Source organism: Stenotrophomonas sp. CFBP8980 (assembly GCF_034046095.1).
Taxonomy (GTDB): Bacteria; Pseudomonadota; Gammaproteobacteria; order Xanthomonadales; family Xanthomonadaceae; genus Stenotrophomonas; species Stenotrophomonas lacuserhaii.
The window spans coordinates 1,353,336-1,372,988 of sequence record NZ_JAXCXF010000001.1 but is presented as its reverse complement, the minus strand read 5'-3'; the positions used below and the strand labels follow the sequence as shown (position 1 = coordinate 1,372,988).

At 67.2% G+C, this 19,653-nt stretch carries 20 protein-coding genes; 2 read left to right on the top strand and 18 right to left on the bottom strand.

All coding sequences use genetic code 11. From position 1 onward, the window contains the following. Nucleotides 1-431: 431 nt before the first annotated feature. The 9 genes from SOM47_RS06015 to rlmD form a co-directional block, all read right to left on the bottom strand. Nucleotides 432-698, bottom strand: coding sequence for a hypothetical protein (locus SOM47_RS06015; protein ID WP_042614974.1), 267 nt, complete (start codon nucleotides 696-698; stop codon nucleotides 432-434). A 171-nt stretch (nucleotides 699-869) separates the two neighbouring features. After that, nucleotides 870-2,132, bottom strand: coding sequence for an FAD-dependent oxidoreductase (locus SOM47_RS06010; RefSeq protein WP_320505029.1), 1,263 nt, complete (start codon nucleotides 2,130-2,132; stop codon nucleotides 870-872). Nucleotides 2,133-2,213: 81 nt separating this feature from the next. Further along, entirely contained in the window at nucleotides 2,214-2,417 is a 204-nt protein-coding gene (locus SOM47_RS06005) for a cold-shock protein (protein WP_042614976.1), read from the bottom strand. A gap of 89 nt (nucleotides 2,418-2,506) precedes the next feature. Then, complete coding sequence (locus tag SOM47_RS06000) at nucleotides 2,507-3,253, bottom strand: S-methyl-5'-thioinosine phosphorylase (protein ID WP_042614977.1); 747 nt, start codon at nucleotides 3,251-3,253, stop codon at nucleotides 2,507-2,509. Next, entirely contained in the window at nucleotides 3,253-3,810 is a 558-nt protein-coding gene (locus tag SOM47_RS05995) for a hypoxanthine-guanine phosphoribosyltransferase (RefSeq protein WP_042614978.1), read from the bottom strand. The genes SOM47_RS06000 and SOM47_RS05995 overlap by 1 nt, the downstream gene beginning before the upstream one ends. After that, nucleotides 3,810-4,817 carry a beta-N-acetylhexosaminidase gene (gene nagZ, locus SOM47_RS05990; protein ID WP_320505028.1) on the bottom strand — a complete coding sequence of 336 codons (1,008 nt, stop codon included), beginning with the start codon at nucleotides 4,815-4,817 and terminating at the stop codon, nucleotides 3,810-3,812. Before nagZ ends, SOM47_RS05995 begins: the two co-directional genes overlap by 1 nt. Before the next feature lie 67 nt (nucleotides 4,818-4,884). Beyond that, nucleotides 4,885-5,586 carry a DsbA family oxidoreductase gene (locus tag SOM47_RS05985; RefSeq protein ID WP_320505027.1) on the bottom strand — a complete coding sequence of 234 codons (702 nt, stop codon included), beginning with the start codon at nucleotides 5,584-5,586 and terminating at the stop codon, nucleotides 4,885-4,887. An 87-nt stretch (nucleotides 5,587-5,673) separates the two neighbouring features. Further along, nucleotides 5,674-6,189 carry a CYTH domain-containing protein gene (locus SOM47_RS05980; protein ID WP_192083190.1) on the bottom strand — a complete coding sequence of 172 codons (516 nt, stop codon included), beginning with the start codon at nucleotides 6,187-6,189 and terminating at the stop codon, nucleotides 5,674-5,676. 75 nt (nucleotides 6,190-6,264) lie between these two features. Then, on the bottom strand, nucleotides 6,265-7,599 hold the full coding sequence (rlmD, locus tag SOM47_RS05975; RefSeq protein WP_320505026.1) for a 23S rRNA (uracil(1939)-C(5))-methyltransferase RlmD: 1,335 nt from the start codon (nucleotides 7,597-7,599) through the stop codon (nucleotides 6,265-6,267). Between the two features lie 126 nt (nucleotides 7,600-7,725). Here rlmD and SOM47_RS05970 point away from each other — a divergent pair, with 126 nt between their 5' ends. Next, a complete protein-coding gene (locus SOM47_RS05970; protein ID WP_192083189.1) occupies nucleotides 7,726-8,460 on the top strand; it encodes an Hpt domain-containing response regulator in 735 nt (244 codons plus the stop codon). Between the two features lie 9 nt (nucleotides 8,461-8,469). Here the strand turns inward: SOM47_RS05970 and recO are convergent, their stop codons facing one another. The 9 genes from recO to rpoE form a co-directional block, all read right to left on the bottom strand. Beyond that, the gene (gene recO, locus SOM47_RS05965) at nucleotides 8,470-9,192 is read right to left on the bottom strand and encodes a DNA repair protein RecO (RefSeq protein WP_192083188.1); all 723 of its coding nucleotides are present in this window, start codon (nucleotides 9,190-9,192) and stop codon (nucleotides 8,470-8,472) included. 24 nt (nucleotides 9,193-9,216) lie between these two features. Next, complete coding sequence (gene era / locus SOM47_RS05960) at nucleotides 9,217-10,113, bottom strand: GTPase Era (protein ID WP_320505025.1); 897 nt, start codon at nucleotides 10,111-10,113, stop codon at nucleotides 9,217-9,219. After that, nucleotides 10,110-10,793, bottom strand: coding sequence for a ribonuclease III (rnc, locus tag SOM47_RS05955; RefSeq protein WP_320505024.1), 684 nt, complete (start codon nucleotides 10,791-10,793; stop codon nucleotides 10,110-10,112). Before rnc ends, era begins: the two co-directional genes overlap by 4 nt. Further along, entirely contained in the window at nucleotides 10,783-11,166 is a 384-nt protein-coding gene (locus SOM47_RS05950; protein ID WP_042615281.1) for a DUF4845 domain-containing protein, read from the bottom strand. Before SOM47_RS05950 ends, rnc begins: the two co-directional genes overlap by 11 nt. A 30-nt stretch (nucleotides 11,167-11,196) precedes the next feature. Then, nucleotides 11,197-11,991, bottom strand: coding sequence for a signal peptidase I (lepB, locus tag SOM47_RS05945; RefSeq protein WP_042615280.1), 795 nt, complete (start codon nucleotides 11,989-11,991; stop codon nucleotides 11,197-11,199). 58 nt (nucleotides 11,992-12,049) lie between these two features. Next, a complete protein-coding gene (lepA, locus tag SOM47_RS05940) occupies nucleotides 12,050-13,843 on the bottom strand; it encodes a translation elongation factor 4 (RefSeq protein ID WP_042615285.1) in 1,794 nt (597 codons plus the stop codon). Nucleotides 13,844-14,046: 203 nt separating this feature from the next. After that, entirely contained in the window at nucleotides 14,047-15,606 is a 1,560-nt protein-coding gene (locus SOM47_RS05935) for a DegQ family serine endoprotease (protein ID WP_320505023.1), read from the bottom strand. Between the two features lie 86 nt (nucleotides 15,607-15,692). Further along, nucleotides 15,693-16,541 carry a sigma-E factor negative regulatory protein gene (locus SOM47_RS05930; RefSeq protein WP_320505022.1) on the bottom strand — a complete coding sequence of 283 codons (849 nt, stop codon included), beginning with the start codon at nucleotides 16,539-16,541 and terminating at the stop codon, nucleotides 15,693-15,695. Continuing rightward, nucleotides 16,538-17,158: an RNA polymerase sigma factor RpoE gene (rpoE, locus tag SOM47_RS05925; protein WP_042615277.1), complete on the bottom strand. Its 621-nt coding sequence runs from the start codon at nucleotides 17,156-17,158 to the stop codon at nucleotides 16,538-16,540. The genes SOM47_RS05930 and rpoE overlap by 4 nt, the downstream gene beginning before the upstream one ends. Nucleotides 17,159-17,393: 235 nt before the next feature. Between rpoE and SOM47_RS05920 the strand changes: the two genes are divergently transcribed. After that, nucleotides 17,394-19,457 (top strand): 3-hydroxyacyl-CoA dehydrogenase NAD-binding domain-containing protein, encoded by a 2,064-nt coding sequence (locus tag SOM47_RS05920; RefSeq protein WP_320505021.1) that lies wholly within the window; start codon nucleotides 17,394-17,396, stop codon nucleotides 19,455-19,457. Nucleotides 19,458-19,653: the final 196 nt, after the last annotated feature.

The window sequence follows — 19,653 nt, the reverse complement described above, 5'->3', positions numbered from 1 at the left end:
CGTGCTTGGCGCCGGGTGGGTGGGTTGTCCGGGACACGCCGCAAGTACGTCCCTGTAGGCTACTGTTCGGCTCCTGCCTCACAGTGTCCCGGACAACCCACCCACCCGGCGCCCTGACGGATTCCGTGGCCGCCACCCGCGTAAAAAGAAAGAGAAAAGCGGTAGCGCCGACCCATGGTCGGCGGAATCCATCAGACCCCATTCCCCGCAATCCGCCGACCATGGGTCGGCGCTACCGAAGGTTCCTGGGCCGCCATGGAGCTGTCAAAGGTGGGGCGGGGTGGCTGTGCAGGACCGTCTTTTCGCATGGATGCGAAAAGCGAGCCTCCATGGACGGATTCACGGCGTGTCCTGCACAGCCACCCCGCCCCACCCACAAGCAGCCCTGCAGCTCTGGCTCTGGCTTCAAGCCCGCGCGCAGCGCAGAACACTCACGCGACCGCCAGCATCTCCGGCATCAGTCGAAAATCCGGCCCGCGGCTTTCCACCCGCCGCGGCAACGCCCGGATCGTGGCCAGCATCTCCTGGGCGCACGTGCGGATGTACCCGTGCTGCTCCGGGGAGGAATGACTGATCAGGCTGCCGACATGGAATTCGAAGACATCTTCCAGCACGTCCGGCTGGTCTTCGTGCAGCATCTGCAGCAACCCGCGCAGTTTGCAGATTTCCGATTCCAGCGCTTCAGCCGAGAACAACATGGGGTACTCCTTGCATGCGGCTCGCCCGAGCCAGAGGGGGCAGCAGTACGGGCCGCCCGCCGGGGCGCGATACAGGATCACGGAACAACGCGGGGGCACGCGGTGCGTGCGTTCCTCCCTGTTGTGCCATGAACGGGGTGAGCCGACCGTCAACTCCGGTCATGGCGGCGTTCACGCCACAGACAACGCAGCCTCCGCTGCAGGCTCGCGCGGCGCGCCCAGCGCATCGATGAATGCAGGATCCAGCGGCAGTTTTCCCAGCCAGCCGCGCTGAGTACCACTGAGCACGCGCAGCATGTGGCCGCGCCCCCCCGGCAGGCGCCCCATCGGCCCCAGCAGCACGTCCCGGGCCTTCGACCACGCATCGCGGTCGGACTGGAACAACGGCGTCAGCCAGCGGCTCCAGTAGTGGTACACGGCCACGTGGGCGCGTCGCTGCGCCTGGTAGGCCTGCAGGGCGGCTTCGCCCTTGCCGTGGACGCGCAGCGCGTCACGCAGGGCCAGCGCGTCCAGCAGCGCCATGTTCACCCCCTGCCCCAGCTGCGGGCTCATGGAATGCGCGGCATCGCCGGCCAGCACCAGCCGGCCGTTGTGCCAGCGCCGCATCACCGCATCGCGGTAGGAGGCGCGCACCAGCTGCCCGGCCTGCTGCAGGTGGGCGAAGCGCGGGCCGGCCTCCGGCCACAGCGCATGCAGCTCATCCAGCCACGGCTGCAGGCCATCGGCCTCCCAGCGCGTGAAGTCTTCGCGCGGCAGGCTCCAGAAGAAGCTCAGGCGCGGCGTGGCATCCCCGGGGCGCGTCCCCACCGGCAGCAGGCCGATCATCTTGCGCGCCGCCACGTAGCGTTGGCGCAGTTCGTTCACGTGTGGCCAATCCTCCGCCGGCAACAGGCACCACAGCGCGCCCCACGGGTAGACCCGGTCCAGCGACGTCGCCCCGACCTGCGCGCGCAGGGCCGATGCCGAGCCGTCGGCGGCGATCACCAGGTCGTAGGGACCATGCTGGCGTCCTTCGCCATCGCGCAGCAGCCCACGCTCATGGTCGACCGATGCGATGGTGACGCCTGCGTGCAGCTGCCCGAGGCCCTCACGCGCCTGGTCCAGCAGCTGGAAGAGCGCGCCACGCTGCATGCCCAATCCGTGCAGGCGCGCATCCAGTCCGTCGTAGCCCATGTCCATCACCGCCCGGCCGCAGGGGGTATCGCCGTGCAAGCGGTGCACCGGGGCGGCGTGCGCGCGCACCGCATCCAGCAGGCCCATCTGCCACAGCACCTGCAGGCCGCTGGGCTGCAGCAGGAAGCCGGCGCCGACCGGCCCGGGGTGGGGCGCGCGCTCGAAGATGTCGACGTGGTGGTCGTCGCGGGACAACAGAATGGCCAATGCCTGGCCAGCGGTGCCGTAGCCGATGACGGCGATGCGCATGCGGGGATCCATGCTGCGATTGTGCCTGATCCGCGCGGCAGGCAAAAAAAAAACCCCGCCGAGGCGGGGTTCTCCAACACGCGACTGGATGGATCAGGCGGGCTGGATGTTGGATGCCTGGTCGCCCTTCGGGCCCTGGGTCTTTTCGAAGGTGACTTTCTGGCCTTCCTGCAGGGACTTGAAGCCGTTGCCCTGGATGGCGGAGAAGTGCGCGAACAGATCAGCGCCGCCGTCGTCCGGAGTAATAAAGCCAAATCCCTTGGCGTCGTTGAACCACTTCACGGTACCTGTTGCCATGTTGATGCGAGACCTTTGCAATGAATGGGTGGTGTGCGCAAAAACCCTGCGCACGGGGCGAGTATGCAAACCTTGCCCGAGGATGACAATCACCCCCGTGCCAATTCCCCGATCAGCTCGGGCAATCCGTTGGACGCGGCCTGCACGTTGGACAGCACTTCGGCCATCGTGATTTCCTCCCCATCGCCACACCCGGCGGCCCAGTTGGCCACGATCGCAAGGCAGGCGTAGTCGAGCCCGAGCTCGCGTGCCAAGGCCGCTTCGGGCATCCCGGTCATGCCGACCAGATCGCAGCCGTCACGGCGCAGACGCGCGATTTCCGCAATGGTTTCAAGGCGGGGGCCCTGCGTTGCAGCATAACAACCGCCGTCGTGCACCGTGACGCCGGTCACCTTTGCAGCGGCGAGAATTTTGCTTCGCAGCATAGGCGTGTACGGGTGACCGAAGTCCACGTGCAGGACCTCGCTGCCCGCCTCTTCACATACGGTGGAGATCCGACCCCACGTGTAGTCGATGATCTGGTCCGGGCAGGCGAGCACGCGCGGCCCGAAGGCATCGCCTATGCCGCCGACCGTATTCAGGGCCAGCACGCGCGGCGCGCCGATCTGCTGCAGTGCGGCAAGATTGGCGCGGTAGTTGATCTTGTGCGGCGGCAGCGAATGGCCCTCGCCGTGGCGGGCCAGGAAAGCGACCCGGTGGCCCAGCAGGCTGCCAACCCGGATCGGACCGGACGGCGTACCGAAGCGGGTTTCCACCTCGTGGGTCTGCACGTCATCCAGCGTGGCGAGGTTGTACACGCCGGTGCCGCCGATGACCGCCAGGGCGATGGGCTGCATCAGCTTTCCTTCATCGCGTAGATCGCCGGCACGCAGCGCAGGGTCTCGTTGACGTCCATCCCGAAGCCGAACACATAGCGGTCCGGCAGCTCCACGCCGGAATAATCGGCCTGCACGTCAGGCAGCGCGCGGTCGTGCTTCTTCACCGTCAGCGCAGCGATGCGCACGTCGGTGGCGCCCTGCTCCAGGCACCAGGTGCGTACACCCTGCAGGGTGTAGCCCTCATCCAGGATGTCGTCCACCAGCAGCACGCGGCGGCCGAACAGCGCGGTGGCCGGCTTGTGCTTCCACACCAGATCACCGCCGGTGGTCTCGCCGCGGTAACGGGTGGCGTGCAGGTAATCGAACTGCACGTCCTGACCGCGCGCGCCCAGCTCCAGCGCCAGCTGGCCGGCGAACGGCAGCGCGCCATGCATGATCGACAGGAACAGCGGCACCTCGCCCTTGTAGTCGCTGGCGATGGCGTCGGCGATGCGGCCGATGGCCTGGTCGATGGTGGGGCGGTCGACCAGCAGGTCAGCCTGTTCCAGGGCCTGGGAAATGGTGAGGTTGGGCATCAGACGGTTCTTCCAGAGGATTCAAGAAAACGGGTTCGGGTGTCGCCATGCCGGGCATCGGCCAGCAGGCCGTCCCAGCCAAGCGCGCCGCGGCCGATCAGGCCGAGCAGCGCGGCGGTGTTCGAGGTTCGATGCTGCATGGCCTGCAGCGCATCGTCCACCAGCTCGGGATGGCAGACCAGCACCACATCGCAGCCGGCATCCAGATGGGCGTCGACACGGGCCTTCACCCCGCCCGCGCTGAACGAGGCGGCCATGCCGATGTCATCGGAAAACACCACGCCACGGAAGCCAAGCTCGCCGCGCAGGATGTCCTGGACCCAGCGCCGCGAGTAGCCCGCCGGTTCCGGGGCCACCTGGGGGTAGATGACGTGGGCCATCATCACCGCGTCGGCGCCGGCGGCAATACCGGCCACGAAGGGCACCAGGTCCCGCGCCTGCAGTTCATCCAGCCCGCGTGGATCGATCGCGGTGTCGACGTGGGTGTCTTCCAGCACGCTGCCATGGCCGGGGAAATGCTTGAGCGTGGCGGCCATGCCGGCGCTGTGCATGCCGCGCACGTAGGCGGCGGTGAAGGCGGCCACCACCTGCGGATCTTCGCTGAATGCGCGATCACCGATGGCGCGGTTGCGGTGGCCCAGGTCCACCACCGGCGCGAAGCTCAGGTCCACGCCGCTGGCGCGCACCTCGCTGGCCATCAGCCAGGCGTGCTGTTCGGCGGCGGCCAGCGCGGCCTGTGGATCCTGCGCGTAGCCCAGGCCGATCTGCTGCAGCGGGGGCAGATCGGTGAAGCCTTCGCGGAAGCGCTGCACGCGTCCGCCTTCCTGATCCACGCAGATCAACTGCGGACGCGGTGCGGCCTCACGGATCGCGGCGGACAGCGCGGCGATCTGCTGGCGGGAGGCGAAGTTGCGCTTGAACAGCACCACGCCGGCCACGGCATCGTGCTGCAGCCACTCACGCTCCTGGGCGGTCAGTTCGGTACCGGCAACGCCGATCAGCAGCATGTTCAGGTCTCCACGGCAGGCGCCACGATGGCGCAGCGCCGCATTGTCGCAGAAGCGTGGCCCAGCGTCAGACCCTGCAGCCGTCCGGGCCACACCCGTCTTCAGCGTCCAGCGCGCCGGAAGCGGCGGCTTCGCCGCGTTCGGCGGCGATCTGGCGCAGCGCCTGGGCGATCGCTTCCGGCGATTGCGCACCCTGGATTGCCCAACGGCCGTCGATGACGAAGGTCGGCACCGAGGTGATGCCAATGGCATGGGCGTGCTGCAGGCTTTGCTGCACCTCGTCCAGCCCGAGGTCCGAGCCGAGCATCGCCTGGATGTCGTCGGCGGCCAGTCCCCCCTCGACCCCGGCCTGGACCAGCACCTGCGGATCGGCCAGATTGTGCCCGTGTTCGAAATGCGCGCGGAACAGCGCCTCGCCCACCGCATCCTGGACCCCATGCTGCCCGGCCAGCCATAGCACGCGGTGCGCCTGCAGCGTGGTCACGCGGACCTGGCCTCGGCTGAAATCCATCGGCAGGCCTTCGGCCTGGGCAGTCGCCTGGGTCTGGCCCAGTAATTGGTTGGTGCGCTCGGCACCGCCGAACTTGCGCGCGTAGGCCTCGCGCAGCGGCACCGGCGTGGTGTCGGCATCCGGATCCAGCTGGAACGGCTGCCAGCGCACCTGCAGCGCGGGCACCTCATCGCCAAGCAGCGCGAGACCCTGCGCGAAACGGTGCTTGCCGATCCAGCACCACGGACACACCACGTCGGAATAGATATCGATCTTCATCCCCCCGACATGGGGACGGCCGCGCCCCGGAAAAGGGGCGGACGGGATCACGTGGGTTCGGGCAAGCCCTGACGCGCCGGCTACGACTTACTCCCCGCCGTCGCCTTTCTCTTCGGGAGACCAGCGGGTGTAAGGGTGGGAAGCCAGCGCTACGTTGTAGTAGCGGGCCTGGTCGGTGACTTCGCGGCCGGCCCACGCGGGCAGGCTGATCGCCTGCTCAGGGTCATCCAGCTCCACTTCGGCCACCACCAGCCCGGCGTTGTCGCCGAGGAACTCGTCCACTTCCCACAGCAGGCCGTCGTGCTGCACCAGGTGCCGGCGCTTGTCGATCAGCCCGCCCGCGCACAGCGCCAGCAGCTCACGCGCGTCCCGTAGCGGAATCGGATACTCGAACTCCTGCCGGCTGCGCCCCAGCGTGCGTGATTTGAGGTTCAGTGCGGCGCCGTCGCCTTCGATGCGCACCCGTACCGAGGCCTTCTGGTCGCCCCGGTCCAGCGCACCCATGTCGTTGATATAGCCCTGCGCCATCGGAATGACCGCATGCGCCGCCGCCCGCCAGCCATCATCGGTGACCAGGAATTTCCGTTCGATTTCAATGCCCATGTGGGGATTATGCGGGAAGAGCGTGACGACCAATGGTCGTCACCCACCACGACCCACGGTCGTCATCCACCATGATCAGGCTTTTTCGAACACCGCGATGCTTTCCACGTGCGCGGTATGCGGGAACATGTCCATCGCCCCGGCACTGACCAGGGTGAAGCCACGCTCCTTGACCAGGTAGCCGGCATCGCGCGCCAGCGAACCCGGATGGCAACTGACGTAGACGATGCGCTTGAACTGCTCCAGCGGCAGTTGCTGCAGCACTTCGATGGCGCCCGAGCGCGGCGGATCCAGCAGCAGCTTGTCGAAGCCTTCCAGCATCCACGAGGCCTGGCGCTGGTCCTGGGTCAGGTCGGCGGCATGGAAGCTGGCATTGGCCAGCCCGTTGCGCTGCGCGTTCTCCTTCGCCCGCGCCACCAGCCCGGCATCGCCTTCCACGCCGACCACTTCGCGCACGCCGCGGGCCAGCGGAAGGGTGAAGTTGCCCAGCCCGCAGAACAGGTCCAGCACGCGCTCGTCCGGGCCGGCATCCAGCAGCGCCAGCGCATGCTCGATCATCTTCACGTTGAGGTTCGCATTGACCTGGATGAAGTCCAGCGGGCGGAACGCCAGCTCCACGTCCCACGGTGCCAGCCGGAACGACAGCGGGACCTCCTGCGGCCACAGCGGGTGGACCGAATCCACGCCGTCGGGCTGCAGGAAAATGGCGAATCCGTGTTCCTGCCCGAACGCGATCCAGGCCGCGCGATCGGACGCGCTGAGCGGCTGCATGTGGCGGATGGTCAGCGCGATCGCGTCGTCGCCAGCGATGAACTCGATCTGCGGGATGTCGCGACGGCCATCCAGCGACTCAACGAATGCGGACAGCACCGACACCTTGGTGCCGATCTCCGGGATCACCGTCAGGCACTGGGACAGGTCCGCCACGAAGCGCGGATCCAGCTCGCGGAAGCCGACCAGGGTCTTGTCTTTCTTCTCGACCCGACGCACCGAGAAGCGACCCTTGCGGCGATAGCCCCAGCTGTCGCCCACCAGCGGCGGCAGCACCTGCTGCGGCTGCACGTGGCCGATGCGCTGCAGGTTGTCCATCAGCACCCGCTGCTTGGCCACGATCTGCTCGCTTTCTTCCAGGTGCTGCAGCACGCAGCCGGCACAGACGCTGAAATGCGGACACTTCGGCTGCACGCGCAGCGGCGAGGCTTCCACCACTTCGACGGTGCGCGCCTGGTCGAAATGCTTGCTGCGCGCGGTCTGTTCGGCCATCACCACTTCACCCGGCAGCGCGCCGGTGATGAAGGTGACCTTGCCACCTTCGCCATCACGGCGGGCAACGCCGCGGCCGTCGTGGCTCAGGTCGAGGATGTCGGTTCTGAAGAGGGTGCGGTCGATGCGGGAACGTTGACGGGCCACGTGGCGAAGGGCTGCGTGTGAAAAAGGGCGCGTATTGTCTCAGATGAGGGGGAAAGTCGCCTCTCTACCCTTGCAAGGCGGCGCGCGGTGGTTAATATGCAGCGTAGCTGACATGGAGGCAGCCTTATGCAGACGAATACGCCGCGCCCCGCGCGCCCCCGTTTCCTGCTGGTCGAGGACGACATCATCACGTGTGGTTTCCTCAAGGCCGCGCTGGAAACCCTGCCAGCGGACGTGGATACCGCCGACTCGCTCAACGCCGCGCTCGCCCGGGCCCATGTGCGGCAGTACGACCTGTGGCTGATCGATGCGAACCTGCCCGATGGCCATGGCAGCGAGCTGCTGCAGCAGTTGCGCCGGCAGTACCCGGACACGCCGGCACTGGCACATACCGCCGATCGCGACGCGTCCGCGCATGGGCGCCTGCGGGACGCCGGATTCGGCGACATCCTGGTCAAGCCGTTGGGCCGCGATGCCCTGCTCAAGGGCGTGCGTCGCAGCCTGGGCCAAGGGGCCCGTTACCGCGTGGACAGCGCGCCGATCCAGGCCATGGTGCTGAACGAGGCCCAGGATTGGGACGAGATCACCGCGCTGGCCGCCCTGAACGGGCAACGTAACCACCTGGTGGCGCTGCGCGAGCTGTTCCTGGCCGAGCTGCCGAGCGTGCGGGATGCCGTCGACCAGGCGGTGGACCGCCATGACGAGCCGGCCCTGCGTAACCAGCTGCACCGGCTGCAGGCCAGTTGTGGTTTCGTCGGTGCTGCCCGGCTGAGCCGCGCGGTGCGCACCCTGCACCAGATGCCCGCCTCGCACATGGCCCAGGCCAGCTTCCGCGATGCGGTGGCCGCCCTGCTGCATTGAAGAGGCCGCTCAGCGGCGTCGTGCCAGGTCGTCCAGCAGCTCCCAGGATTTCAGGCCACGCGATCCCAGGTGGTAGGCCAGCACCACCCGCATCGGCAGTCGCAGGCTGGCCAGGTCGTCGGTGCCGGGTTCTTCATCGCGCGCCAGCGCCAGCAGCGCAGCCCCGGTTGCCGTTCCGCGCCGCCCTTCCCCATCGCGTTCGCTGAGCAACCGTCGTGGCCCCTCCTGCGGATCCAGCAGATACCGCGCGGCCGGGTCCACCGCGCTGCCGTCGCTGGCGAAGGCCAAGTCGAAACCGACCCCCAGCGCTTCCAGCAGATCGCGTTCGAACCGGCGCAGGCTCCACGCCAGCGACAGCTCCAGGCTCAGCCGCGCGCGCACTTCGCCGTAGGCCCGGTACAGGTCCGGCAGCGGGTCGTGCCGGGGCGCCAGCCGCATCACCAGTTCATTCAGATAGAAGCCGGCCAGCATGTCATTGCCGGCCAGGCGCGGTGCGGCATCCAGCGCCTCGGCGCCGCGCAGCTGCGCCAGGTCGCCACGCTGCACCGCGTCGAAACGGATCCACTGCAGCGGCTGCAGTGCCGCACGCAGCACCTGCCCCTTCGCACTGGAGACGCCGCGGGCAAGCAGGCCCAGCCGCCCGTGCGAGGCGCTGAGCACCTCCACCAGCAGGCTGGTCTCGCGGTAAGCCCGCGCGTGCAGGACAAAGCCCGGTTCGGACGCGATCTCCATCAGGGCGGGCCCCGCAGGCGCTGCTTATTCGTAACCGAAGGCCTTCAGCGCGGCCTCGTCGTCGGACCAGCCCTCGCGCACGCGCACCCAGGTTTCCAGGAACACCTTGGCACCGAACAAGCGCTCCATCTGCATGCGCGACTTGGCCCCGATGTCCTTCAGGCGGGTGCCGCCCTTGCCGATCACGATGGCCTTCTGCCCTTCGCGCTCGACCCAGATCACCGCACCGATGCGCAGCAGGTTGCCGTCTTCGGTGAAGCGCTCGATCTCCACCGTGGTGGCGTACGGCAGTTCTTCGCCGAGCTGGCGCATCAGCTGCTCGCGGACCAGTTCGCCGGCCAGGAAGCGCTGGCTGCGGTCGGTGATCTCGTCTTCGCCGAACATCGGCGGGGCTTCCGGCACCAGGGCCAGCACGTCACGCACCAGTGCTTCCAGGCCGTTGCGCTTCTGCGCGGAAATCGGATGCACCGAAGCGAACTCGCGGCCTTCGGTGACCTGCTGCAGGAACGGCAGCAGCGCGGCCTTTTCCTTCATCCGGTCCACCTTGTTGACCACCAGCACCACCGGGATGCCGGAATCACGCAGCACGTTGAAGGCCAGGCTGTCTTCTTCGTCCCAGCGGCCGGCTTCGATGACCAGCAGGCCGGCGTCGACGCCTTCCAGCGATCCACGCGCGGCACGGTTCATCACCCGGTTCATCGCCCGCTTCTGCACCTTGTGCAGGCCGGGCGTGTCCACCAGCACCAGCTGGCCTTCCGGGTAGGTGGCAATGCCCAGCAGCCGGTGGCGCGTGGTCTGCGGCCGGTTGGAGACAATGCTGACCTTGGCCCCTACCAGTGCATTGGTCAGGGTCGATTTGCCCACGTTGGGGCGGCCGATGACAGCAACGCTGCCGCAACGATGGGGGGTCTGTTCGGTCACTTTGAATCCACCAGTAGGTCAAGCGCGGCCGCAGCCGCCTGTTGTTCGGCCAGCCGCCGCGAGGAGCCTTCGCCCTCGGTACACACGGCCGGTTCTGTCAGGTTGCAGCGTACCCGGAAGGTCTTGGCATGGTCGTCACCGGATTCTGACACCAGTTCGTACGCCGGCAGCGCCTTCTGTCGGCCCTGCAGCCATTCCTGCAACCGGGTCTTGGGGTCTTTTTCCGGCCGTCCGGTCGCCGGCAGGGCGTCCATGGCCGCATCGAACCAGGGCAGCACCACCGCGCGGCAGGCATCGAAGCCCGCGTCCAGGTAGATCGCTGCCACCACCGCCTCGAAGGCGTCGGCGAGGATCGAATCGCGCCGGTGGCCGCCGGTTTTCATTTCGCCGGCGCCCAGTACCAGCCGTTCGCCCAGCTTGAGTTCACGGGCGCGCTCGGCCAGCGCGCCTTCGCGCACCAGTTCGGCGCGGCCGCGGGTCAGCGCGCCTTCGTCGGCTTTCGGCCAGCGCGCATACAGCGCCTGCGCCACCAGCATGTTGACGATGCTGTCGCCGAGGAACTCCAGGCGCTCGTTGTTCGGTACGCCGGCAGACCGGTGCCGCAGGGCCTGCGTGAGCAGGTCCGCATTGGCGAAGGAGTGGCCGATCAGGTCACCACGTTGGAAGGTTTTATTCGACACCGCTACGGCTGAGGTCCTGGGTTGAGTCGAACTTGCCGACCACGTCGATGTTGCCGATCAGCGGACGCCGCACTTCGTAGTTCACGCGCATGGTCCAGCCATTGTCCTTGCGGTCGAACTTCACGTTGGCAGGCTTCACGTTCTCGGAGTAGTTGATGTACAGGCGCTTGAACAGCAGCTTCTGGATATTGGCCGGCTGCATGCTGCCGATGCCGGGCTCATTGGCCAGGCTCTTCATGGCCGAACGGACGGCGTAGTTTTCCTGGTACATCGGGAACAGCTTCATCCCGACATAAAGGAAGAAGCCAACCACGATCAGGACCACCAGGAAGGAGGTCAGGGTAATGCCGCGTTGCGCCTTCATGCTGTTCATTGCGTTTCTCCCCAGATACGCGTGGATGAATCAATTGACGCCCGAGCCGATCCGCGACGGTTCGAAGCCGTCCTTGCAGAACCAGCCGGAGCAGTTGAGCCAGATCAGGAACGCCTTGCCGCGCAGGTTCTGCTCCGGCAGCAGGCCCCAGAAACGGCCGTCATCACTGTTGTCACGGTTGTCGCCCATCACCAGGTAGCGGCCCGCCGGAACGGTCCATTCCCCCTGGCCGGCAGGATACGCCGTCTCCAGCACGGTGTGGGTACGGCCCGGCAGCTTTTCGACCAGCAGGCTGGACCCTTCGCCATGGCCGCGATGGCCGGCGTAGATGCCCTTGTCTTCGTATTCCACCGGCTGGCCGTTGAGGATCAGGCCGTTGCCTTCGAAGGTGACCTGGTCACCCGGTACGCCGATCACGCGCTTGATGAAATTCTCGCCCTTGTTGGGGTCCTGATCGTCGTGGCCCGGGAAATGGAACACCACCACGTCGCCCCGTTCCGGTTCGCTGATCGGCACGAACTTGGTGTTGGTCAGCGGCAGGCGCAGGCCGTAGGCGAACTTGTTGACCAGGATGAAATCACCGATCAGCAGGTTCGGCATCATCGAACTGGACGGGATCTTGTACGGTTCGGCGATGAAGCTGCGCACCACCAGCACGATCGCCAGCACCGGGAAGAACGCGCGCGAGTAGTCCACCAGCGCCGGCTCGGTGTCCAGCAGGCCGGCGCGACGGGCGCGGCGGCGGGCGAAGTACAGCTTGTCGGCAAGCAGGATCAGGCCGGAGGCCAGGGTCAAGGCAACCAGGAGGAACTCAAACGCTTTCATTCAATGTCCTTTGCAGCGTCGCGGGGCCAACCGGCCCGGTAAGGGGCCGACTGTACCGTTACTTGTTGTCCATCTGCAGTACGGCGAGGAAGGCTTCCTGCGGAATTTCCACGCGGCCGACCTGCTTCATGCGCTTCTTGCCTTCCTTCTGCTTCTCCAGCAGCTTTTTCTTGCGCGACACGTCGCCGCCGTAGCACTTGGCAAGAACGTTCTTGCGCATGGCCTTGACGGTGGTGCGGGCAATCACCTGCGAGCCGATCGCGGCCTGGATGGCCACGTCGAACATCTGCCGGGGAATCAGCTCCTTCATCTTCTCGCACAGCTCACGGCCGCGGCGATCGGAGTGCGAACGGTGGACGATAAGCGACAGGGCGTCGACCTTGTCGCCATTGATCAACACATCCACGCGCACGAACGGACCGGCATCGAAGCGCACGAAGGCGTAATCCAGCGACGCATAGCCGCGGCTGACCGACTTCAACTTGTCGAAGAAATCCAGCACCACTTCGGCCATCGGCAGCTCGTAGCTGATCTGCACCTGGCTGCCCAGGTAGTTGATGCCGAGCTGGCTGCCGCGCTTTTCCTCGCACAGCTTGATGATGTTGCCGATGTATTCCTCGGGGGTGAGGATGTTGGCGCGGATGATCGGCTCGCGGACTTCCTGCACCTGGTTCACCGGCGGCAGCTTGGCCGGGTTGTCCATGTTGACGATGCTGCCGTCGGTCTTGAGCACTTCATAGACCACGGTCGGCGCGGTGCTGATCAGGTCCAGGTTGTACTCGCGCTCCAGGCGTTCCTGCACGATTTCCATGTGCAGCATGCCAAGGAAGCCGCAACGGAAACCGAAGCCCATCGCTTCGGAGCTTTCCGGCTCGAAGCGCAGCGCGGCATCGTTCAGGCGCAGCTTGTCGAGGGCTTCGCGCAGGTCCGGATAGTCTTCGGCATCCACCGGGAACAGGCCGGCGAACACGCGCGGCTGCATCTCCTGGAAGCCCGGCAGCGGCTTGGGTGCCGGATCTCCGGCCATGGTCAGCGTGTCGCCGACCGGCGCGCCGTGCACGTCCTTGATGCTGGCCGTCACCCAGCCCACTTCGCCTGCACGCAGGGCCGGCAGCACCTTGCGCTTGGGGGTGAACACGCCGACGTTGTCGACCTGGTGGTTGCGGCCGGTGGACATCACCTGCAGCTTGTCGCCGGCCTTGATCTCGCCCTGCATGACGCGCACCAGCGACACCACGCCGAGGTAGTTGTCGAACCAGGAATCGATGATCAGCGCCTGCAGTTTGTCGGTATCACGCGGCACCGGCGGCGGGATGCGCTTGACGATCGCTTCCAGCACATCGCGCACGTTCAGGCCGGTCTTGGCGCTGACCGGCACGGCGTCTTCGGCATCGATGCCGATCACGGCCTCGATCTCGGCCTTGGCGCGTTCGATATCGGCGGTGGGCAGGTCGATCTTGTTGATCACCGGCACCACTTCCAGGCCCTGCTCCACCGCGGTGTAGCAGTTGGCCACCGACTGCGCTTCCACGCCCTGGGCGGCATCGACCACCAGCAGCGCGCCTTCGCAGGCGGCCAGCGAGCGGCTGACTTCATAGGAGAAGTCGACGTGGCCGGGGGTGTCGATGAAGTTCAGGTGGTAGGTCTGTCCGTCGTCCGCCAGGTACGGCAGCGACACCGACTGCGCTTTGATGGTGATGCCACGCTCGCGCTCGATCGGGTTCGAATCGAGCACCTGCGCTTCCATCTCGCGGGCCTGCAGGCCGCCACACAGCTGGATGATGCGGTCAGCCAGGGTGGACTTGCCGTGGTCGACGTGGGCAATGATGGAGAAGTTGCGGATGTTCCGCATCGAATCAGAGGACATAGAGGTGGCGGCGGCGCCGGGCGTCGTCAGGGTAAACGTTGGATTATCGCACGGGACGGCCGCCGCCGGTGGGTCCTGACGGCCGCCGGCCGTCAGCCTTCTGCCTCGGTGGGTGACGACCGTTGGTCGTCACGCTCCTGCCTGCCGCTGCGCTCGCCGGGCATGGCCCGGCGCTACCGCGCTCCCGGTCAGCTGCCGGTCTTCACGGCCACGAAGGCGCTGTTGCCGCCGCTGCGGACCAGCAGCATCACCACGTCACCCTTCTTGTAACCGGCCAGTGCCCGGTTCAGGGCCTCCACGCTGCCCACCGCCGTACGGCCGACCTGCAGGATCACCATGCCCGGCGACAGCCGCGCGTCGCGGGCGGCCTGGCCGTTGACGCGGGTCACCCGCACGCCCTCGCCCGCTTCCAGCCCAAGCTGCTTGCGCTGCGGGGCGGTCAGGTCGGCCACTTCAAGACCCAGCAGCGCGTTGGCACCGGTCTGCGGCGCCGCGTCCTCGTTGGCCGCCGCCGGGCGGTTTGCCGCCGCCTGCGCGTCTTCGGCCAGTTCGGTCAGGGTGGCGCTGAGCTCGCGCTCCTTGCCATCGCGCACCAGGCCGATGCTGACCTTGCTGCCCGGCGGGAGTGCGCCGATCAATGGCGGCAAATCGCTGAAGGAGTTCACCGGGCTGCCGTTCACCGAGCGGATCACGTCACCGACCTGCACCCCGGCCTTGGCCGCCGCGCTGCCAGCAACAATCTCATTCACCAGCGCGCCACGGCTGTCCTTCAGGCCCAGCGCCTGGGCGTTCAACGAATCGATCTGCTGCACCACCGCGCCGAGCTGGCCACGGCTGACCCGGCCGGTCTTCTTGATCTGCTCGACCGCGCCCATTGCCAGGTCGATCGGGATCGCAAAGCTGATGCCCATGTAGCCGCCCGAAGCGGAGAAGATCTGGGAATTGATGCCGACCACTTCGCCGTGGGTGTTCAACAACGGGCCACCCGAGTTGCCCTGGTTGATCGCCACGTCGGTCTGGATGAACGGAACATAGCGCTGTTCGGCGCCACCGGTGCTGCGGCCCACGGCGCTGACCACGCCGGCGGTGACCGAATGGTCCAGCCCGAACGGCGAGCCGATCGCGACCACCCACTGACCCGGCTTCAAGGTGCGCGAATCCCCGACGCGCACGGTCGGCAGGCCGCTGCCTTCGATCTTCAAAAGGGCTACGTCGTATTGCTGGTCGCTGCCCACCACCTTGGCGATGAACTCGCGGTTGTCACCCAGTTTCACCTTCACTTCGGACGCATCGGCCACCACGTGGTGGTTGGTCAACACGTAGCCGTCGGCGGAAATGATGAAGCCCGAGCCCATGCCGCGGCCCTTGATGCTGGGGCCGCCATCCGGGTCGCCGCCGGGGCCGCCCGGACCAGGCATACCGAACTCCGGACCGAAGAAGCGGCGGAAGATTTCCGGGATTTCATCCTGGCCCGGACCCATCCCGCCGCCGCGTGCCTGGCGGTTGCCGCCGCGCACGATCGTGGTTTCGATGTTGACCACGCCCGGCCCGACCTGGTCGACCAGGTTGGTGAAATCCGGCAGGCCCGATACCAGCGGCTGGGCCGGCGCACGCGGCGCGGCGGCCGCGGACTGCGCCGTGGTGGCCTGCGGAGCCGGCGACGGTGACTGCGCGCAGGCGGCCAGCGGCAGGGTCATCGCCAGCAGGCCCAGGGCCTGGGTACGGAACGAACGGGTAAGCGGGATCATCGGATTACAACCTCCGGCAGGTCATCGGACAGCAGAAAAAGGAAGCGTTGCCCGCCATCGGGCGGGCAGGCGCAGGCCACGCGCGGTCAGTCGCGCGGGCCCTGGACCGGCGGCGCGTCCTGCAACCGCGGTTCAAAGGGATAGAAGGTGCCCGGCGTGTTGCCCGGGAAACTGGCATTCAGTGCAGCCCCAGCGGCCGGACCCACGCTGGAGCGCGGCCACGGCCGGGCCTGCAGCGCCCCCACACTGCCGAACGACAGCTCGTGCCGGGCGGCCGTGGACAGCGGGGTCGACAGCACCGGCTGGGTTGCGGCGAGCGCACGCTGCGGCTCGTCATCACGCTGCGCGGCGCGGGCCATCTGCTGGCTGCGCGTGGCACTGGCGCGGCGGACGCTGGCGTCCTGGCGACGCGCCGCAGCGGCCACCGCGGCCGCCGGGACACTGGCCACCAGCGCTGCGCTGGACTGCGATGCAGCAGGCTCCTGCACCGGCGCGGACGCCGGCAGCGCAAGTTCGGCCTGGCTGGCGATCACCTGCACCGGCAGGTCTGCCGGTGGTGCGCCCTCATCCAGCGATTGGCGTCCCATGAAGAAGGCCACCGCGGCCACCGACGCGGCCAGCGCGGCACCGCCGCTCCAGCGACGCCAGCCGGTGCGCACTTCGCGCCGCGGCTCGGCCTGGGGAACGGGTTCCTGCGCCACCGCCGCCGAAACGCGCGCGGCGAAATCCAGCGGAGCCGGCGCCACGGCCTTGCCGCGCATCACCTCGCCCAGCAGGGCCCAGCGCTCCTGGCAGGCCTGCAGCTCGGGATCATGCTGCAGGCGGCGCAGCAGGAAGCGGGCCTCGTCGGAGGCCAGTTCGCCATCGACCAGCGCAGACAACTGCTGGCGGTTATGCAGGTCGATCTTGTCTTCGGGTTGGTCGTACTTGCTCATAGGCGGCTCTTCTCACGGGTGGCGCTGCCGGTGTCCAGCAGCGGCCGGAGTTCAGTGTCGATCGCCTCGCGGGCGCGGAAGATCCGCGAGCGCACGGTGCCGATCGGGCACCCCATCTTCTGCGCGATTTCCTCGTAACTCAGGCCTTCCACCTCGCGCAGGGAAATGGCCAGGCGCAGTTCCTCCGGCAGGGAGGCGACGGCCTTCATCACCGTGGTTTCCAGCTCCTGGCGCATCAGCTGGCGTTCCGGCGTATCGGTATCGCGCAGGCGCGTTCCCGAATCGAACTGTTCGGCATCGCCGATTTCGATGTCATCGGTCGGCGGGCGACGATTGCTTGCAGCAAGGTGGTTCTTGGCGGTATTCACGGCAATCCTGTGCAACCAGGTCGAAAATTGGGCGTCGCCGCGGAAACTGTTGATCGCGCGATAGGCGCGGATGAACGTGTCCTGGGCAACGTCCTGGCACTCACTCCAGTCGGCGATGTAGCGCCCGACGAGCGACACGACCCGATGCTGGTGCTTGCGCACCAGGACATCGAATGCCGCGCTTTCGCCGCGCTGCACACGCCGGACCAGTTCCAGGTCCAGCTCCTGTGGTGTTTCAACCTCGGCCATTGGGGACCGAACTCCTGTCAGCCCAACCGACGTCAGGCAATGAGACTGCCAATCCCGGGAAAAGTTCAGCGCCATCTGACCGGGCACCGCACCAGCTTTTAACCAACGTTCCGTTAACGTAGCGGTCCATGCTATGAACCTCCGCCATCGCTCCCCCAGCTATTGGGATTTGACGGAAGGGAAACAACCTCTGGATCATAGCCGCCTTCTCCATACACAACCGGATGGAACGTCCATGCTCTCAGGCTTCGATGGGCTTCGCCTCGCACACTGGCACCCGGAGATCCGCGACGACGGGGTCGTGGTGCTCAATCTCGACCGCCAGGACGCCAACGTCAATGCGATGTCCCAGGATGTCCTGCTGGAACTGGGCGACCTGCTCGAGCGCATCGCCATCGATCCGCCAAAGGGCGTGGTGATCCAGTCGGCCAAGCAGGCCGGCTTCATTGCTGGCGCGGACCTGAAGGAGTTCCAGGAGTTCGACCGCCGCGGCACCGTCAATGACGCCATCCGCCGCGGCCAGGTGACCTACCAGAAGCTGGCCGAGCTGCCCTGCCCGACCGTAGCGGCGATCCATGGCCACTGCCTGGGCGGCGGTACCGAACTGGCGCTCGCCTGCCGCTACCGTGTCGCCTCCAACGACAGCAGCACCCGTATCGGCCTGCCGGAAACCCAGCTGGGCATCTTCCCGGGCTGGGGCGGCAGCGCACGCCTGCCGCAGCTGGTCGGCGCCCCGGCGGCCATGGACATGATGCTGACCGGCCGCACCCTGTCGGCGTCCGCGGCGCGCAACATCGGCCTGGTGGACAAGGTGGTGGCCCCGGCCCTGCTGCTGGACACCGCCGTGGCGCTGGCGCTGAAGGGCACCGTCCGCCCGTTCAAGCAGCGCGCAACCGCCTGGGCGACCAATACCTGGCCGGCGCGCAAGCTGCTGGCCCCGCAGATGGCCAAGCAGGTCGCACGCAAGGCCCGCAAGGAGCACTACCCTGCTCCGTACGCGCTTATCAGCACCTGGGAACGCAGTGGCGGCAAGCCGGTGCAGGCGCGCCTGGATGCCGAACGCCGCGCGGTGGTGAAGCTGGCCAGTACGCCCACGGCGCGCAACCTGATCCGCATCTTCTTCCTGACCGAACGCCTGAAGGCCCTCGGCAGTGGCGACCACGGCATCCATCACGTACACGTGGTCGGCGCCGGCGTGATGGGGGGCGATATTGCCGCGTGGTCGGCCTACAAGGGCTTCAACGTGACCCTGCAGGACCGCGAGCAGCGTTTCCTCGACCCGGCCATGCAGCGCGCGCAGACCCTGTTCGAGAAGAAGGTGCGCGACGAAAGCAAGCGGCCAGCGGTGGCCGCGCGCCTGCAGGCCGACCTGGCCGGCGCGGGCGCTGCGCAGGCGGACCTGGTGATCGAGGCGATCATCGAGAATCCGCAGGCCAAGCGTGACCTCTACCAGACGCTGGAGCCGAAATTGAAGGCCGATGCGCTGCTGACCACCAACACCTCTTCGATCCCGCTGATCGAACTGCGTGACCACATCCAGCGTCCGGCGCAGTTCGCCGGCCTGCATTACTTCAACCCGGTCGCGCAGATGCCGCTGGTGGAAATCATCCACCACGACGGCATGGCACCGGAGACCGAGCGCCGCCTGGCCGCCTTCTGCAAGGCGCTGGGCAAGTTCCCGGTGCCGGTCGCCGGCACGCCCGGCTTCCTGGTCAACCGCGTACTGTTCCCGTACATGCTGGAGGCGGCGACCGCCTATGCCGAAGGCATCCCGGGCCCGGTGATCGACAAGGCCGCGGTCAAATTCGGCATGCCGATGGGGCCGATCGAACTGCTCGATACGGTTGGACTGGACGTAGCGGCCGGCGTGGGCGAAGAGCTCGCTCCGTTCCTCGGCCTGCAGATTCCGGCGGCGCTACAGACCGTCGAACAGGGCAAGCGCGGCAAGAAGGATGGTCAGGGCATCTATGCCTGGGAAAACGGCCGCGCGAAGAAGCCGGAAGTGCCCAAGGGCTACCAGGCGCCGGGTGACCTGGAAGATCGGCTGATCCTGCCGCTGCTCAATGAAGCCGTGGCGTGCCTGCACGAAGGCGTGGTGGCCGATGCAGACCTGCTGGATGCGGGCGTGATCTTCGGGACCGGATTCGCGCCGTTCCGCGGGGGTCCGGTGCAGTACATCCGGGCGACCGGTGCCGATGCGCTGGTGGAGCGGCTGAAGGTGCTGCAGCAGCGGCATGGGGATCGGTTCTCGCCGCGGCCGGGCTGGGATAATCCGGTGCTGCGCGAAGCAGTGGTGTGACCGTGTTGCGGTTCGCTTTACTGCTGATGTGCCCGGCACGGGGAGCTACGGCGCAGGACACGCCGTAAACCCATCCATGGGGGCTCGTTTCCGCCCGTCCGGGGCTCCAACGGTCCTGCGCCGCAGCTCCCCGTGCCTCCGGACAGTCTGTTGCCGTGTGCCGGTCGGTGAAGTAAAGAAGGCAACATCAAGGCAT

Coding starts and splice junctions, on each gene's coding strand:
- SOM47_RS05985 (WP_320505027.1), bottom strand. CDS start 5,586: ATGAAGATCGATATCTATTCCGACGTGGTGTGTCCGTGGTGCTGGATC.
- SOM47_RS05920 (WP_320505021.1), top strand. CDS start 17,394: ATGCTCTCAGGCTTCGATGGGCTTCGCCTCGCACACTGGCACCCGGAG.
- SOM47_RS06010 (WP_320505029.1), bottom strand. CDS start 2,132: ATGGATCCCCGCATGCGCATCGCCGTCATCGGCTACGGCACCGCTGGC.
- SOM47_RS05995 (WP_042614978.1), bottom strand. CDS start 3,810: ATGCCCAACCTCACCATTTCCCAGGCCCTGGAACAGGCTGACCTGCTG.
- SOM47_RS05935 (WP_320505023.1), bottom strand. CDS start 15,606: ATGATCCCGCTTACCCGTTCGTTCCGTACCCAGGCCCTGGGCCTGCTG.
- lepA (WP_042615285.1), bottom strand. CDS start 13,843: ATGCGGAACATCCGCAACTTCTCCATCATTGCCCACGTCGACCACGGC.
- SOM47_RS06005 (WP_042614976.1), bottom strand. CDS start 2,417: ATGGCAACAGGTACCGTGAAGTGGTTCAACGACGCCAAGGGATTTGGC.
- SOM47_RS06000 (WP_042614977.1), bottom strand. CDS start 3,253: ATGCAGCCCATCGCCCTGGCGGTCATCGGCGGCACCGGCGTGTACAAC.
- recO (WP_192083188.1), bottom strand. CDS start 9,192: ATGGAGATCGCGTCCGAACCGGGCTTTGTCCTGCACGCGCGGGCTTAC.
- SOM47_RS05930 (WP_320505022.1), bottom strand. CDS start 16,541: ATGAGCAAGTACGACCAACCCGAAGACAAGATCGACCTGCATAACCGC.
- lepB (WP_042615280.1), bottom strand. CDS start 11,991: ATGAAAGCGTTTGAGTTCCTCCTGGTTGCCTTGACCCTGGCCTCCGGC.
- SOM47_RS06015 (WP_042614974.1), bottom strand. CDS start 698: ATGTTGTTCTCGGCTGAAGCGCTGGAATCGGAAATCTGCAAACTGCGC.
- SOM47_RS05970 (WP_192083189.1), top strand. CDS start 7,726: ATGCAGACGAATACGCCGCGCCCCGCGCGCCCCCGTTTCCTGCTGGTC.
- SOM47_RS05950 (WP_042615281.1), bottom strand. CDS start 11,166: ATGAACAGCATGAAGGCGCAACGCGGCATTACCCTGACCTCCTTCCTG.
- SOM47_RS05980 (WP_192083190.1), bottom strand. CDS start 6,189: ATGGGCATTGAAATCGAACGGAAATTCCTGGTCACCGATGATGGCTGG.
- rpoE (WP_042615277.1), bottom strand. CDS start 17,158: ATGGCCGAGGTTGAAACACCACAGGAGCTGGACCTGGAACTGGTCCGG.
- nagZ (WP_320505028.1), bottom strand. CDS start 4,817: ATGCTGCTGATCGGCGTTGCCGGTACCGAACTGACCGCCCAGGAGCGT.